The following is a 15,837-nucleotide window of genomic DNA, read 5'->3' as shown; positions in this document are numbered from 1 at the left end:
ACAAGGGTGAAGCGCAACAAGAAGGCGTCGATTCTCAACGACGATCGGCTCTGGTACAAGGACGCGATCATCTATCAGGTTCACATCAAGTCTTTCTTCGATGCGAACAACGACGGCATCGGCGATTTTCCCGGCCTGCTCGCGAAGCTCGACTACATCGCGGAACTGGGCGTCGATGCGATCTGGCTGCTGCCGTTCTATCCATCGCCGCGCCGCGACGACGGCTATGACATCGCGGATTACCGCAACGTGCATCCGGACTACGGCACGATCGCGGACGTGAAGCGCTTCATCCAGGAAGCGCACGCGCGCGGCATCCGCGTGATCACCGAGCTCGTCATCAATCACACGTCGGACCAGCATCCGTGGTTTCAGCGCGCGCGCCATGCGAAGCCGGGCTCGGCGCATCGCAACTACTACGTGTGGTCCGATACGGACAAGAAGTACGAAGAGACGCGCATCATCTTCATCGATACGGAGCCTTCGAACTGGACGCACGATCCAGTCGCGGGCCAGTATTACTGGCATCGCTTCTATTCGCATCAACCGGATCTGAACTTCGACAATCCCGCCGTCCTCAAGGAAGTGCTTTCGGTGATGCGCTTCTGGCTCGACATGGGCATCGACGGGCTGCGGCTGGATGCGGTGCCGTATCTCGTCGAGCGCGAAGGCACGAACAACGAGAATCTGCCCGAGACGCACGAAATTCTGAAGAAGATCCGCGCGACCATCGACGCGGAGTATCCGAACCGCATGCTGCTCGCGGAAGCGAATCAGTGGCCGGAAGACGTGAAGGAATACTTCGGCGACGAAGACGAATGCCACATGGCGTTCCACTTCCCGCTGATGCCGCGCATCTATATGTCGATCGCGAGCGAAGACCGCTTTCCGATCACCGACATCATGCGGCAGACGCCCGATCTCGCCGAAACGAATCAATGGGCGATCTTCCTGCGCAACCACGACGAGCTCACGCTCGAAATGGTCACGGATTCCGAGCGCGACTATCTGTGGAACACCTATGCGAGCGATCGCCGCGCGCGCCTGAACCTGGGCATTCGCAGGCGTCTTGCGCCGCTGATGGAGCGCGATCGCCGCCGCATCGAGCTGATCAATTCGCTGCTGCTGTCGATGCCGGGCACGCCTGTCATCTATTACGGCGACGAGCTCGGCATGGGCGACAACATCCACTTGGGCGATCGCGATGGCGTGCGCACGCCGATGCAATGGTCCTCCGACCGCAACGGCGGTTTCTCGCGCGCCGACCCGGAACAGCTCGTGTTGCCGCCCGTGATGGGCTCGCTCTACGGCTATGACGCGGTGAACGTCGAATCGCAGAGCCGCGATCCGCATTCGCTGCTCAACTGGACGCGCAAGATGCTCGCCGTGCGCCGCTCGACGCATGCGTTCGGGCGCGGCACGATCCGTTTCCTGCGGCCCGCGAATCGCAAGATCCTCGCTTATGTGCGCGAGCTCGAAGGCGAGCCGCCGATTCTCTGCGTCGCGAATCTCTCGCGCGCGCCGCAGGCGGTGGAACTCGATCTGTCGGAATTCGAAAACTCGGTGCCGCTCGAGATGACCGCCGATTCGCCCTTCCCGGCCATCGGCAAGCTCACGTATCTCCTGACGTTCCCGCCCTACGGCTTCCTGTGGTTCCAGCTCTGCCCCGGCAACATGCGGCCCGCGTGGGCGCAGGCGCCTTCGGAGCAATTGCCCGAATTCGTGACGATGGTGATCCGCGCGGGACAGACCGGGCCGACGCCCGAAAACGTGCGCCTGCTCGAATCGGAGGTGCTGCCGAATTACCTGAGCAAGCGCCGCTGGTTCGCCTCGAAGGATCAGAAGCTGCATGCGGTGCGCCTCGCCGCGTTGACGACCATCGAGGGCGCGGGCTTCGCGTTCACCGAAATCGAAGCCGATGTCGGCGATCATTGCGAGCGCTACGTGCTGCCGCTGTCCATTGCGTGGGGCACGGAGACGACCTCGCCGCTCTACATGCAGCTCGCGTTGGCGCGCGTGCGGCGCAACCGCAATATCGGGCATCTCACCGATGCGTTCTCGGTGCCGCAATTCACCTTCGGCGTGTTGCGCAAGCTGAAGGAGCGCGCCGTCGTGCCGACCGTGCAGAAAAGCGAAATCCGCTTCATTCCGACCGAGCGTCTGAACGAGCTCAACTTCTACCCCGCCGATCCGCCCGAGATTCGCTGGCTCGCGGCCGAGCAGAGCAACAGCTCGCTCGTGATCGCGGACAAGATCGTGCTGAAGCTCGTCCGGCGCGTCGTCGGCGGCATTCATCCCGAAGCGGAGATGAGCCGCTATCTGACCCAGCTCGGCTATGCGAACACCGGCCCGTTGTTCGGCGAAGTCGTGCGTGTCGATCCGCAGGGCGTGCCGCATACGCTCATCATCCTGCAGGGCTACATCGACAATCAGGGCGATGCGTGGAACTACGCGCTCGATTATCTGCGCCGCACCGTCGATGAACTCGCGGTCGCGGTCGAGCCCGACGAGCATCAACACGAACGCGATGCGCAGGCCGAGGGCTTCCAGGGCTACGGCGACATCGCGGGCGTCATCGGCAAGCGGCTGGGCGAATTGCACGTGGCGCTCGCATCGCCGACGGAAGACGAAGCGTTCTCGCCGCAGCGCGCATCGCCCGACGACGTGAAGGGCTGGATCGACGGCACGCTGACACTGCTCGGTTCCGCGCTCGATATCCTCGCGCAGAAGATCGGCGAGTTCGGCGAGCACGAGCGTTTCCTCGCGCAAAGCCTGCTCGACCGGCGCGACATGCTGGTCGATGCCGTGAAGCAACTCGTCGGGCCCAGCGCCGATGCGCTGCGCATCCGCATCCACGGCGACTTCCATCTCGGCCAGGTGTTGATGGCGCAAGGCGACGCCTATCTGATCGACTTCGAAGGCGAGCCGGCGCGCGCGCTCGACGAGCGCCGCAGGAAGACGAGCCCGTTGCGCGATGTCGCGGGCCTCTTGCGTTCGCTTTCGTATGCGAGCGCGGCGGCGCAACCGACGACGGAGAACGCGCCCGCGCAGACGGCGGACCGCAAGCGCGCGCTGTTCGAGCGGCTGCGCGCGTTCGCCGAGGAGAGCTTCTTGCGGGAATACAGGACGGCGATCGCAGCGTCGCCGGAAACCATCGCGGCCGAAGACGCGTTTCAACCGTTGCTCGATCTTTTTCTGATCGAAAAGGCCGCCTACGAAATCCGCTACGAAGCAGCGAACCGGCCGACCTGGATCGGCCTTCCGTTGCGGGGTCTCGCGTCGCTCGCGAGCCGCTTGCTCGGCGACACGGGCGAGCCGCCCGCGCCCGGCACGCGGCCCGTGTTCGGAGCAACCAAGGACAATCCGGATGGAACCCACCATGAACAATCGTAGCGATCCGGCGGATACCAGGAATCCGGCGCACGGCCTCAATCCGCTGGACATCGACGCACTCGTCGAGGCCCGGCATCCCGACCCGTTCTCGATGCTCGGCCTGCATCAAACCGATCTCGGACATGTCGTGCGCGTGTTTCTGCCGGGCGCATCGTCGGTGAGCGTCGTGGAGGCGGGCAACGGCGAGCACCTCGGCACGCTCTCTCGCATCCACGACGCGGGTCTCTATGCGGGCTTCGTCGAAAGGCCGGCGGCGTACCGCCTGCAGGTGGACTGGCACGGCACGCCGCAGGAAACGCACGACACGTACTCGTTCGGCCCCGTTCTCACCGACGAATGGCTCGCGCGCCTCTCGCAGGCGGACCCGTATGCGGTGCTCGAATGCCTGGGCTCGCGGCCGGTCACGCATGGCGGCGTCGCGGGCGTGCGCTTCGCGGTGTGGGCGCCGAACGCGCGGCGCGTGTCGGTGGTCGGCGACTTCAACACGTGGGATGGCCGGCGTCATCCGATGCGTCTGCGGCACGGCTCGGGCGTATGGGAGCTGTTCATTCCGGGCATCGGCGCGGGCACGCGCTACAAGTACGAGATCGTCACGCGCGACGGGCACACGCTGCCGCTGAAAGCCGATCCCTGCGCGATGCAGAGTGAGAAGCCGCCGTCGACGGCATCGGTCGTCGCGGATGCCGATGCGATCGATCATTACGCCTGGACCGATGCCGAATGGATGGCGACGCGCGGCGGCAAGCAGACGCCGCAATCGCCGATCACGATTTACGAGGCGCATGCCGAATCGTGGCTGCGCGTGCCCGAAGAGGGCAATCGCGGCATGAACTGGCACGAGCTGGCGGAGCGCCTGATTCCGTACGCGAAGGGCATGGGCTTCACGCACCTCGAATTCATGCCGATCGCCGAACATCCGTTCGGTGGTTCGTGGGGATATCAGCCGCTCGGGCAGTTCTCGCCGTCCGCGCGCTTCGGCACGCCGGAGCAGTTCGCGGAGTTCGTGAACCGCGCGCACGAGGCGGGCCTGGGCGTGATTATCGACTGGGTGCCGGCGCATTTTCCGAACGACGCGCACGGCCTCGTGGAGTTCGACGGCACGCCGCTCTATGAACATGCGGACCCGCGCGAGGGCTATCACCAGGACTGGAACACGATGATCTACAACCTCGGCCGCAACGAGGTGAGCGCGTTCCTGGTCGCATCGGGGCTGGCGTGGCTGAAGCGTTACCACGTCGATGGACTGCGAGTCGATGCGGTCGCGTCGATGCTGTATCGCGACTATTCGCGCAAGGCGGGCGAGTGGGTGCCGAACATCTATGGCGGGCGCGAGAATCTCGAATCGATTGCGTTTCTCAAGCGCCTGAATCATGAAGTGCGGCAGATTCCCGGCGCGATTACCGTCGCGGAAGAATCGACGGCCTGGCCGGGTGTGACGGCTCCTGTCGAGAACGGCGGATTGGGCTTCGACTTCAAGTGGAACATGGGCTGGATGCACGACACGCTGCATTACATGCAGGAGGACCCGGTTTATCGGCAGTATCACCATCATCTCTATACGTTCGGCATGGTGTATGCGTATTCCGAGCGTTTCGTGCTGCCTTTGTCACATGATGAAGTCGTGCATGGCAAGGGATCGCTGATTAACAAGATGCCGGGCGATCGGTGGCAGAAGTTCGCCAATCTGCGCGCGTATTTTGGTTTCATGTGGACGCATCCGGGCAAAAAGCTCTTGTTCATGGGCGGCGAATTCGGGCAGTTCGCGGAGTTCAATCACGATGAATCGCCACACTGGCATTTGCTCGACGATTCATTGCATGGCGGGTTGCAGAAGCTCGTGCGCGATCTGAATCATCTGTATGCGAGCGAGCCGGCGCTGCACAAGCTCGATAGCGATGCGCGCGGCTTCGAGTGGATCGTCGGGGATGACAATGCGAACAGCGTGTATGCGTATCGGCGCACGGATGCCGAAGGGCGTGAGGTGGTTGTGGTTTGCAATTTGACGCCGGTGCCGCGGTTGGCTTATCGGATCGGATTGCCGCATCGCGGGCGTTGGTGTGAGGTTTTTAATTCCGATGCCTCGATTTATGGCGGGTCGAATATGGGGAATGGGGGCGTTATTCATACGGACGACTATCCTAGTCATGGGAGGGAGCAGTCAGCTGCGTTGACTTTGCCGCCGTTGGCTACGATTGTTTTGCGTGCTGATTAGGGTCTTTTTTTGTTGCTGGGTCCCGTTTTCGTGTCGGTTTATTGGTGTTGCCCCTGTGCGGGGCGGCAGTCACTTTCTTTGCTCGGGACCAGAGTAAGCGCTAAAGCGCCAACTCTGGTCGACGCAAAGAAAGTAACCAAAGAAACAGCTATCCCCAGCCTAAGCACTTCATGCCGGCCGCGGCACAGGCGATTGGCTGAATGGAACCCAGAGTAGCGAGTGTTCTCGTAGGTCTCATCGGGCGTGGACCGCGCACGGTCTGCCGCCCGATAACGTTAAGCATGCTGGTTCAGCACGAAAGAGTTCCGGCACAGCGCTACGCGCTGCCGAAGGGTCTGCAAGGGAAACCAACGGTGGGCCAGCAGTTGCAGTGAGATGGAACCGTCAGCAACGAAGCACGCGCAGACCCGCTTGACCGGTCGGCCGCGAAGCGGGCCGGAGCTTGCAAGAGCTGCACCGAGTTGTTAAGTGGTGCGATGTGACGGACCGTGCGCGATCCAAGCCGCGCGAGTTTTGTGAGGGCACTCGCTACTGCCGGACCACGAGAGTAGTTCTGTGCCGCGGCCGGTGTGAAGTGCTCAGGCTGGGGATAGCTGTTTCTTTGGTTACTTTCTTTGCGTCGACCAGAGTTGGCGCTTTAGCGCTTACTCTGGTCCCGAGCAAAGAAAGTGACTGCCGCCCCGCATAGGGGCAACGCAAATAGACCGACGCGAATACGGGATCCGGCAAAAAAAGCCGCAAGGCAAAACCAAAGGAAAAGGCCGCAATGCCAAATGCACTCCCCGATAAGTTGCTCCCGGGCGCGCCCTACCCGCTCGGAGCCAACTGGGACGGTCTGGGCGTCAACTTCGCGGTGTTCTCATCGAACGCACACCGCATCGAGGTATGCCTCTTCGACAGCACCGGCCGCAAAGAATTGATGCGCTTCGACCTGCCGGAATGCACCGACGAAATCTGGCACGGCTACCTGCCAGGCGCGCACCCCGGCACGGTCTACGGATTCCGCGCGCACGGACCATATCAGCCGCAACACGGGCATCGCTTCAATCCGCACAAACTCCTCCTCGATCCCTACGGGAAAAAACTCGTCGGTCCCTGGCGATGGTCCGACGCGCTCTTCGGCTATCGCGTGCATTCGAATCGCCTCGACATGTCGATGGACCGCCGCGACTCCGCACCCGCCATGCCGAAGTGCATCGTCACCGACGACGCCTTCGACTGGTCCCGCGACGTGCGCCCCGACACGCCCTGGGGCGAAACGATCGTCTACGAAACGCACGTGCGCGGCACATCGATGATGCGCGACGACATTCGCCAGCACGAGCGCGGCTCGTTCGCCGCACTCTCGTCGCCGTGGTTCATCGAGCATCTGCAAAAACTCGGCATCACCGCCGTCGAATTCCTGCCGGTGCACGCGTTTCTCAACGACCGCTTTCTCGTCGAACGCAGCCTGCGCAACTACTGGGGCTATAACACCGCGGCGTTCTTCGCGCCGGAACCGAGCTATCTGTCGACACATCGGCTCAACGAAATGCGTATCGCCGTGCGCCAGTTGCACGCCGCAGGCATCGAAGTGTTTCTCGATGTCGTCTACAACCACACGTGCGAAGGCAACGAGCTCGGGCCCACGGTCTCGTGGCGCGGTCTCGACAACGCGAGCTATTACCGCCTGATTCCCGGCGACGAGCGCCATTACATCAACGAGACCGGCTGCGGCAATACGCTCAACCTGTCGCATCCGCGCGTGCTGCAAATGGTGATGGACTCGCTGCGCTACTGGTGCACCGCGTTCAATATCGACGGCTTTCGTTTCGATCTCGGCGTCACGCTCGGCCGCGAAGGACACGGCTTCGATCCCGGCTCCGGATTCTTCGATGCGGTCCGCCAGGACCCCGTGCTCTCCACGCGCAAGCTCATCTCCGAGCCGTGGGATATCGGGCCGGACGGTTATCAGGTCGGCAATCATCCGCCGGGCTTCGCGGAATGGAACGACAAGTATCGCGATGGCGTGCGGCGCTTCTGGCGCGGCGACTCCGGCATGCGGCCCGATCTCGCCGCGCGTCTCACGGGGTCCGCCGAGCTTTTCAACCGGCGCTTCAGGAAGCCGTGGGCATCGGTTAACTTCGTCGCGTCACATGACGGCTTCACGCTTGCCGATGTCACCGCGTATTCGCACAAGCACAACGAAGCGAATCAGGAAGGCAACAACGACGGCCACAACGAAAATTGCAGCGCGAACTGGGGCGTCGAAGGCCCGACCGACGATCCCGCGATCCTCGAATTGCGCGCGCGCCTCGCCCGCTCGATGGTCGCAACGACGCTGCTCTCGCTCGGCACGCCGATGCTGCTCGCGGGCGACGAATTCAATCGCACGCAACAAGGCAACAACAACGCCTACTGCCAGGACAACGAGATTTCCTGGCTCGACTGGAACGCCGCGAAGAGTCCGCAAGGCATCGTGATGACAGAGTTCGTCGCAAGAGTTATTGCACTGCGCAAAAAATACCCGGTGCTGCGCGAAACGCGCTTTCTGTACGGCGACCGCGAAGTGCTGCCGGGGCTCTACGATGTGAGCTGGTTCGATGAACGCGGCAACGCGCTCGCGATCGAAGCATGGCAGGACCCCGAGGGCCGCGCGCTCACGCTGCGGCGCGCAGGCCCCGGCACCGATGGCGAAATCGACGTGCTGCTCCTCATGTTCAACGCATCGTCGCAAGCGCTCGTGTTCACGCCGCCCGCGCCGCACTTGGAATGGAATGTGCTCGTGGATAGCGCGGAGCCCGATTCGGTGACGCGGCCGCTCGTCGGCAGCGAGCTGGAGGTGGCCGCGCACAGCATCGTCGTATTGCTGGCCGAGCCCACCGGCGAGGCCGACTGGCAAGCGGTCTGGATGGCGGGCGCGCATCAGGGGCCGCGTCTTCTGACGGCACTGCCGCCCGATCCCGGCACGATGACGCCGCATCGGCCATCCGAAACCGATATACCGCACTGAACGCCCGCTAGACTCATCGCCGAAAACCGCAGCATTGAGGCAGGAAATCATGTCCGAACGTCCGATCGATCCGCACAAGCACCATCATGCGTATTGCCTTCCTTTCGGCGCTCATCTGACGGGCGCCGTGCGCGAGAATCCGCGCACGCGCTTCCGTTTCTGGGCGCCATCGCGCGAGTCCGTGCAAGTCGAGATTCAGCGCGCGGGCGGCGCGCCCGAACTCATCGACATGCATCCGACCGGCGACGGCTGGTTCGAAGCCGAAGCCGATGGCGGCGCGGGCACGCTCTATCGCTATCGGCTCGATGAAGCGCTTGCCGTGCCCGATCCGGCCTCGCGCTTTCAACCGCAGGACGTGCATGGCCCGAGCGAAGTCATCGATCCGCGCGCGTACAAATGGACGCACACGAACTGGCACGGCCGTCCCTGGGAAGAAACCGTGCTTTATGAACTGCACGTCGGCGCGATGGGCGGCTATGCGGGCGTCATCGCGCGCCTGCCGGAACTCGCGCAGCTCGGCGTGACGGCCATCGAACTGATGCCGCTCAACGATTTCTCCGGCACGCGCAACTGGGGCTACGACGGCGTGCTGCCCTATGCGCCCGACTCGTCGTATGGCCGCCCCGAAGAACTGAAGCAACTCGTCGATACCGCGCATGGCCTCGGCCTGATGGTGTTTCTCGATGTCGTCTATAACCACTTCGGGCCGGACGGCAACTATCTGCATGCCTATGCGAAGCCTTTTTTCCGCGAAGGCATCGATACGCCGTGGGGCCCGGCGATCGATTTCGAGCGTCCGCAAGTGCGCGATTTGTTCTTCGACAATGCGCTGTACTGGCTCAGCGAATATCGTTTCGATGGCCTGCGCCTCGATGCGGTGCACGCGATCAACGACGACGAATGGCTGCGCGAGCTCGCGCATCGCGTGCGCAGTTCCGTCGAGGCGAGCCGTCACGTGCATCTCGTGCTGGAGAACGAGCACAACACGGCGAATCTGCTCGAAACCCATTTCGACGCCCAATGGAACGACGACGCGCACAACACGCTGCACGTTCTTCTGACGGGCGAAGACGAAAGCTATTACGGCGCGTATTGCGACAAGCCCATCGAAAAGCTCGCACGCATCCTGAAGGAAGGCTTCGCGTACCAGGGCGATCCGTCGCCGATTCATGACGGCAAGCCGCGCGGAGAGATGAGCGCGCACTTGCCGCCGACGCGCTTCGTGATGTTCCTGCAGAACCACGATCAGATCGGCAACCGCGCGATGGGCGATCGCCTGCGCGCGTTGACCGACGATGAATCGCTGTTCGCCGCGACGGGTCTTCTGTTGTTGTCGCCGCAAATTCCGCTGCTGTTCATGGAAGAGCAATACGGCTCGAAGCAACCGTTCCTGTTCTTCACCGACTATCACGACCAGCTCGCCGATGCGGTGCGCGAAGGCCGTCGCAAGGAATTCGCAAAGTTCTCCGCATTCACCGATGAAAAACGCCGCGCGCAAATCCCCGATCCGAACGATAAAAAGACCTTCGAGATGTCCTCGCCCAGGATCAGCGACAAGCAGGACGAAGTGGACCGGCTCGAATGGCTGCACTTCTATCGCTCGGCATTGACGGTGCGCGCGAAGCTCATCACGCCGCGTCTGAAGGGTGCGAAATCGCTCGGCGCGGACGTGCTCGGCGACAAGGCGCTCGTCGCGCGCTGGAAGCTCGGCGACGGCGAGACGCTGTCCATCGCGCTCAATCTCGGCGATGCGGCCATCGCGCTGAAAGACACGCCGCCGGGCAAGATCATCTTCGAGACGCCCGCGCGCGCGCAGGACACCGCAGCCAAGGGCGAACTCGGCGGCCGCACCTTCCTCGCGTGGCTCAGCGGCGAAGTGAACGAATATGCGCTCGCGCACGATGCGCGCCGCTTCGAACCGGCATCGGCCGAAGGGAAAGCCTCGTGAGCGCCGCCACCAGCAAGAAGAGCGACGTCCGCGCCGCACGTCCCGTCAGCGGCATCGAAGCGCTCGCGGAGCGCGCGGGCTTCGAGATCGAATGGCAGGACGCGCACAAGAACACGCAGCGCGTGCCGGAAACGACGCTGCGCATCCTGCTCGACAAGCTCGGCTTGCCGTGCGGCAACGCCACGCAGATCAAGCAGAGCCTGTCCGCCGTCGATGCCGAAATGAGCGGCCGCAAGCTGCCGCCGCTCATCACCGCGGAAGTGGATCGCGCCATCGCGCTACCGGTGTCGGCGGCGAAGCAAGGCGCGCGCTATCGCATTGAGCTGGAAAGCGGCGAGGTCATCGACGGACGCTTCACGTCGCCGAAGGGTGAGATCGCGCTGCTTTCGCCGATCGCGGAGCCGGGCTATCACACGCTCGTCATCAACGACCATCGCACGACGCTGGCGGTCGCGCCCGCGCGCTGCTTCACCATCGACGATGCCTGGCGCACGCTCAGCGACGACGCAACCGACGCGCCGCCGCTCTGGGGCGTCGCGGCGCAGGTGTACGGCTTGCGGCGCAACGGCGATGGCGGCATCGGCGATTTCACCGCGCTTGCGTCGCTGGCGACGCAGACGGCGAAGCGCGGCGGCCATGCCGTCGCCATCAGCCCGATGCACGCGATGTTCAGCGCCGAGCCGAACAAGTTCAGCCCGTATTCGCCGTCGTCGCGGCTCTTTTTCAACATTGCGCACGTGGACCCCGCCGCCGTGCTCGGCGCGCCGGCCGCGCGCGCCGCGATCGACAAAGCCGGCGTCGCCGATGAGCTTGCCGAACTCGAAGGTCTCACGCTGATCGACTGGCCGCGCGCATCGAAAGCACGTCTCGCGGTGCTGCGCGCGCTCTTCGAACCGTTTTCCGCAGACCGCGATTCGCCCTTCGCGAAGGACTTCGCCGCGTTCGTCGAGGCAGGCGGGCGTCCGCTCGAAGACCACGCGCGCTTCGAAGCATTGCAGGCCGCGCAGATCGCGCAGAACGGCGACGGCCACTGGCGCAACTGGCCCGAAGCCTTGCGCGATCCGCGCAGCGACGCAGTCGCCGAATTCGCCGATGCGAACCGCCGCGAAGTCGACTTCCACCTCTTCGCGCAATGGCTCGCCGCCAAAGGCCTCATGCACGCGCAGCACGCCGCGCGCGATGCGGGCATGGCGGTCGGTCTGGTCGCGGACCTCGCGGTCGGTTGCGACAGCGCGGGCAGCCACGCATGGTCGTATCGCGATGAAATGCTGACGGGCGTGTCCGTCGGCGCGCCGCCCGATCTCTTCAATCAGGCCGGGCAATCGTGGGGACTCACGACGTTCTCGCCGCGCGCGATGCGCACGCAAGGCTTCGCGGCGTTCATCGACATGCTGCGCTGCGCGTTCAAGTGCGCAGGCGGCATCCGCATCGATCACATTCTCGGCTTGCGGCGTCTGTGGCTCGTGCCCGAAGGCGAAAGCGCGAAGGACGGCGCGTATCTGCGCTATCCGCTCGACGACATGCTGCGGCTGATCGCGCTCGAATCGTGGCGGCATCGCGCGATCGTGGTCGGCGAGGATCTCGGCACTGTGCCGCCCGGCTTCACGGAGCGCTTGCAGGAGCACGGCTTGCTGGGTATTCGCGTGCTCTGGTTCGAGCGCGAGGTGGACGGCCCGGGATTCAAGCCGCCGCGCGAATGGGATGCGGGCGTCACGGCGACGACGACGACGCACGACCTGCCGACCGTCACCGGATGGTGGCGCGGCGAGGACATCGTGTGGCGCTCGAAGATCGGCCAGACGATGGCGCGCGCCGATGGGCGCGACCCGGTCGAAGCCGCGCTCGAAGAACGCGGCGAGGATCGCGAGCATTTGTGGCGCGCATTTCAGGATGCGGGCATCGCACCGGACGACGTGAAGGCCCCCGATATCGACAACGCGCCCGTCGATGAAGCGCTGGCCTTCGTCGCCGCGACGCCCGCGCCGCTCGTCACGTATCCGCTCGAAGACCTGCTCGCGCTTGCGGAGCAGCCGAATCTGCCCGGTTCCATCGACGAGCATCCGAACTGGCGCAGGCGCCTGGTCCGGCCGGTCGACGAACTGTTCCTCGACGACGCCTTCGCCGATCGCCTGCTCGCCGTCGATACCGCGCGCAAGCGCGCCGGGCAGCCGAACGAACCTACATCGAAATCAGAAACACCATGACCGTACCGCGTTCCACGCTCAGGCTTCAGCTTCACAAGGGCTTCACGTTCGACGACGCCGCCGCGCTCGTCGACTACTTCGCGCGGCTCGGCGTGAGTCACGCCTATGTGTCGCCGATCACGACCGCGACCGCCGGCTCCACGCATGGCTATGACGTCGTGGACCCCACGAAGGTCAATCCCGAGCTGGGCGGCGAGGACGGCCTGCGACGCTTCGTCGAGAAACTGCGCGCGCACGAGATGGGCCTCATCGTCGATATCGTGCCGAATCACATGGGCGTGGGCGGGTCGGAGAACGCGTGGTGGCAGGACATCCTCGAATGGGGACGGCACGCTACCCATGCGCGCTTCTTCGATGTGGACTGGCATTCGCCCGATCCCGCGTTGCGCGGCAAGGTGCTCGCGCCGTTTCTCGGCGCGCCCTATGGCGACGAGCTGCAAGGCGGCAAGATCAGGCTCGCCTATCGCGCGGACGAAGGGCGTTTCGTCATCGAGTATTACGCGAATGTGTTTCCGGTCTGTCCGGTCGATTACCCTGCCGTGTTGCAGGAAGCGCCCGAGCTCGCGCAACGCTTCGCGGGCCTGACGACCCAGCCCGCCGATCAGCCGCGCGCCGCCGATGCGCGCACCGCGTTAGTCACGATCGCGCAGACCGAGGGCGGCCAGGCCGCGATCGAAGCCATTCTCGCCGCGCATTCGCCGGATACGCCGGCGGGCCGCGACCGGCTGCATCGACTGCTGGAGCGCCAGCATTACCGGCTCGCGTGGTGGCGCACCGCGGCCGACGAAGTGAACTGGCGGCGCTTCTTCGATGTGAGCACGCTGGGCGGCGTGCGCGTCGAGCGGCCGGAGGTGTTCGAGGCATCGCATGCGCTCATCTTCAGACTCTTCACTGAAGGTCTGGTCGATGGCGTGCGCGTCGATCACGTCGATGGCCTCGCCGAGCCGCGCGAGTATTGCCAGCGCCTGCGCGCGCGGCTGGAAGAGCTGTCGGTCCAGCGACCCGAGGCGTTGCGGCACGGTAACGGGCGCACGTATTTCGTCGTCGAAAAGATTCTGGCGCGCGGCGAGCCGTTGCGCCGCGACTGGCAGGTCGACGGCACGACCGGCTACGACTTCATGAACGACGTCGGCGCGCTGCTGCACGACCCGGCTGGCGCGGCGCCGCTCGCCGCGCTGTGGGCGGACATCACGGGAAAGAGCGCCCGTTTCGCCGACGAAGCGCTCGCCGCGCGCCGCAAGATACTCGCCGAAAATCTCGCCGCGGAACTGGATCGCGTCACGCGTGCGCTGCATCGCATTGCCCGCGATGCGCAGAACACGCGCGATTTCACGTTCACGTCGATACGTCGCGTCGTCGCGGAGCTCGTCGTGCAGTTTCCGGTGTATCGCATCTATCCGGTGGGCGGCGTGCGCAGTCCCGAGGACGAACGCTTCTTCTCGCAGGCGCTCGACGCCGCGCGCGCGGTGCTCGCGACGGCGGATCATGTCGTGCTCGATCAGGTCGCGCAATGGCTCGGCGGCAAGCTGCCCGACGAGGCGCCGCAACCCGAACGCGCTGAGCGTGGCCAGCGCGCGACGGAGCGCAATCGGGAGCGTGATCGCAATCAGGCGCAGGCGGGGCAGATTCCGCCGTCGTCGAGCGGATCGCAGCGGCGCGCGGCGCAGACGCTGTTTTCGCAATTGACGTCGCCGGTGGCGGCGAAGGCCGTCGAGGATACGGCGTGTTATCGCTATGGACGGCTTGTGTCGCGCAACGAAGTCGGTGCTGATCCGGGCGAGTTCGCGTTATCCGTCGATGAGTTTCACAAGTGCAATCGCGAACGTTTCGAGACCTTCCCGCACGCGATGCTCTGCACGGCGACGCACGATCACAAGCGTGGGGAAGACGTGCGCGCGCGCATTGCGGCGTTGAGCGAGATTCCTGACGAATGGTCCGCGACGCTCAGGCAATGGTCCACGTTGAACACGCCGTTGCGACGCGGTCCGGGCGGCGGGCACGATGAGACGAGCGATAGCCACGAATGGGCGCCGGGACCGGCAGCCGAGGCGATGCTTTATCAGATGCTCGTCGGGTGCTGGCCGACGACGCTCGCCCCCGATGACGAAGCCGGCGTTCACGCGCTTGCGGAACGCGTGGCGCAGTGGCAGTTGAAGGCGCTGCGCGAGGCGAAGCTGCGCACGAGCTGGTTCGCGCCGGACGAAGCGTATGAGAACGCGTGCAGGGACTTTCTGTTCGATATCGTCTCGCCGCAGCGGCGCAATGGCTTTCTTCAGGAGTTATCGGCGTTCGTCGCGCGTATCGGGCCGCTGGGCGCGATCAACAGTTTTCAGCAGACGCTATTGCGGCTTACGTCGCCGGGCGTGCCCGATCTTTATCAGGGCACGGAGTTGTGGGATTTCAGTCTGGTCGATCCGGACAATCGCCGGCCTGTCGATTATGAGTTGCGCCGTGCGTGGCTTGCGGAAATCGAAGAGAAGGGGCCGCCTTCGGATCAGTTGTCCAATTGGCGCGATGGACGGGTGAAGCTTGCGCTCGTGCGGCGTGCTTTGGCATTGCGAAAGCATTGCGAGTCGTTGTTTGCTCAGGGCGAGTATGTGCCGCTCGAGGTGCGGGGGGAACATGCGGGGCATGTGATTGCTTATGCGCGGCATGCGGGAAGCGCGTTTGCCATCGTGGTTGCTACTCGGCTTGCTGAGCCGCTGTTGGGGAGTGGGCGGGATGTGCCGCTCGTCGAGGCTGAGCGGTGGGGGGATACGGCTATCGTGTTGCCGGAGGCGCTGCATTCGCGGGCGTTGTTTGATTGGCTAAGCCCTAATGCGCCTAAGGCCGATGGAGAGAGGCTTTTCTTGCGGGACGCGTTGGGGGTTATGCCGGTGGCGTTGTTGGTGGAGGAAGGGGTTCCTCGGCCTTAGGAGTTCTATCTTTGCTTTTGCTTTCGCCGGATCCCATATTCGCGTTGGTTTATTAGCACTGCCCCTGTGCGGGGCGGCAGTCACTTTCTTTGCGGCTGTGTATAGACCGGAGACATGGGTAACACCTGTTCCAGGACATGGGTAACACTTCGGACGAATGGTTCGTCCGGAGT

General features: G+C 64.1%; 6 protein-coding genes. All 6 read left to right on the top strand.

Translation table 11 applies throughout. From position 1 onward, the window contains the following. Positions 1-6: 6 nt before the first annotated feature. The 6 genes from treS to treY all read left to right on the top strand — a co-directional run bounded on the left by treS (position 7) and on the right by treY (position 15,664). Entirely contained in the window at positions 7-3,393 is a 3,387-nt protein-coding gene (gene treS, locus AWB75_RS26830) for a maltose alpha-D-glucosyltransferase (protein ID WP_061127065.1), read from the top strand. Further along, a complete protein-coding gene (glgB, locus tag AWB75_RS26825; RefSeq protein WP_061127064.1) occupies positions 3,380-5,605 on the top strand; it encodes a 1,4-alpha-glucan branching protein GlgB in 2,226 nt (741 codons plus the stop codon). The genes treS and glgB overlap by 14 nt, the downstream gene beginning before the upstream one ends. Before the next feature lie 766 nt (positions 5,606-6,371). Beyond that, the gene (gene glgX / locus AWB75_RS26820; protein ID WP_061127063.1) at positions 6,372-8,597 is read left to right on the top strand and encodes a glycogen debranching protein GlgX; all 2,226 of its coding nucleotides are present in this window, start codon (positions 6,372-6,374) and stop codon (positions 8,595-8,597) included. Positions 8,598-8,646: 49 nt separating this feature from the next. Continuing rightward, a complete protein-coding gene (gene treZ, locus AWB75_RS26815) occupies positions 8,647-10,545 on the top strand; it encodes a malto-oligosyltrehalose trehalohydrolase (protein ID WP_061127062.1) in 1,899 nt (632 codons plus the stop codon). Continuing rightward, positions 10,542-12,749, top strand: coding sequence for a 4-alpha-glucanotransferase (gene malQ, locus AWB75_RS26810; protein WP_407642167.1), 2,208 nt, complete (start codon positions 10,542-10,544; stop codon positions 12,747-12,749). The genes treZ and malQ overlap by 4 nt, the downstream gene beginning before the upstream one ends. Beyond that, positions 12,746-15,664, top strand: a complete 2,919-nt coding sequence (gene treY / locus AWB75_RS26805; RefSeq protein WP_061127061.1) for a malto-oligosyltrehalose synthase — start codon at positions 12,746-12,748, stop codon at positions 15,662-15,664. The genes malQ and treY overlap by 4 nt, the downstream gene beginning before the upstream one ends. Positions 15,665-15,837: the final 173 nt, after the last annotated feature.

The organism is Caballeronia catudaia, from assembly GCF_001544755.2.
Classification (GTDB): Bacteria; Pseudomonadota; Gammaproteobacteria; order Burkholderiales; family Burkholderiaceae; genus Caballeronia; species Caballeronia catudaia.
The sequence above is the reverse complement of the archived record's forward strand: the minus strand, read 5'-3'. Positions and strand labels throughout refer to the sequence as shown.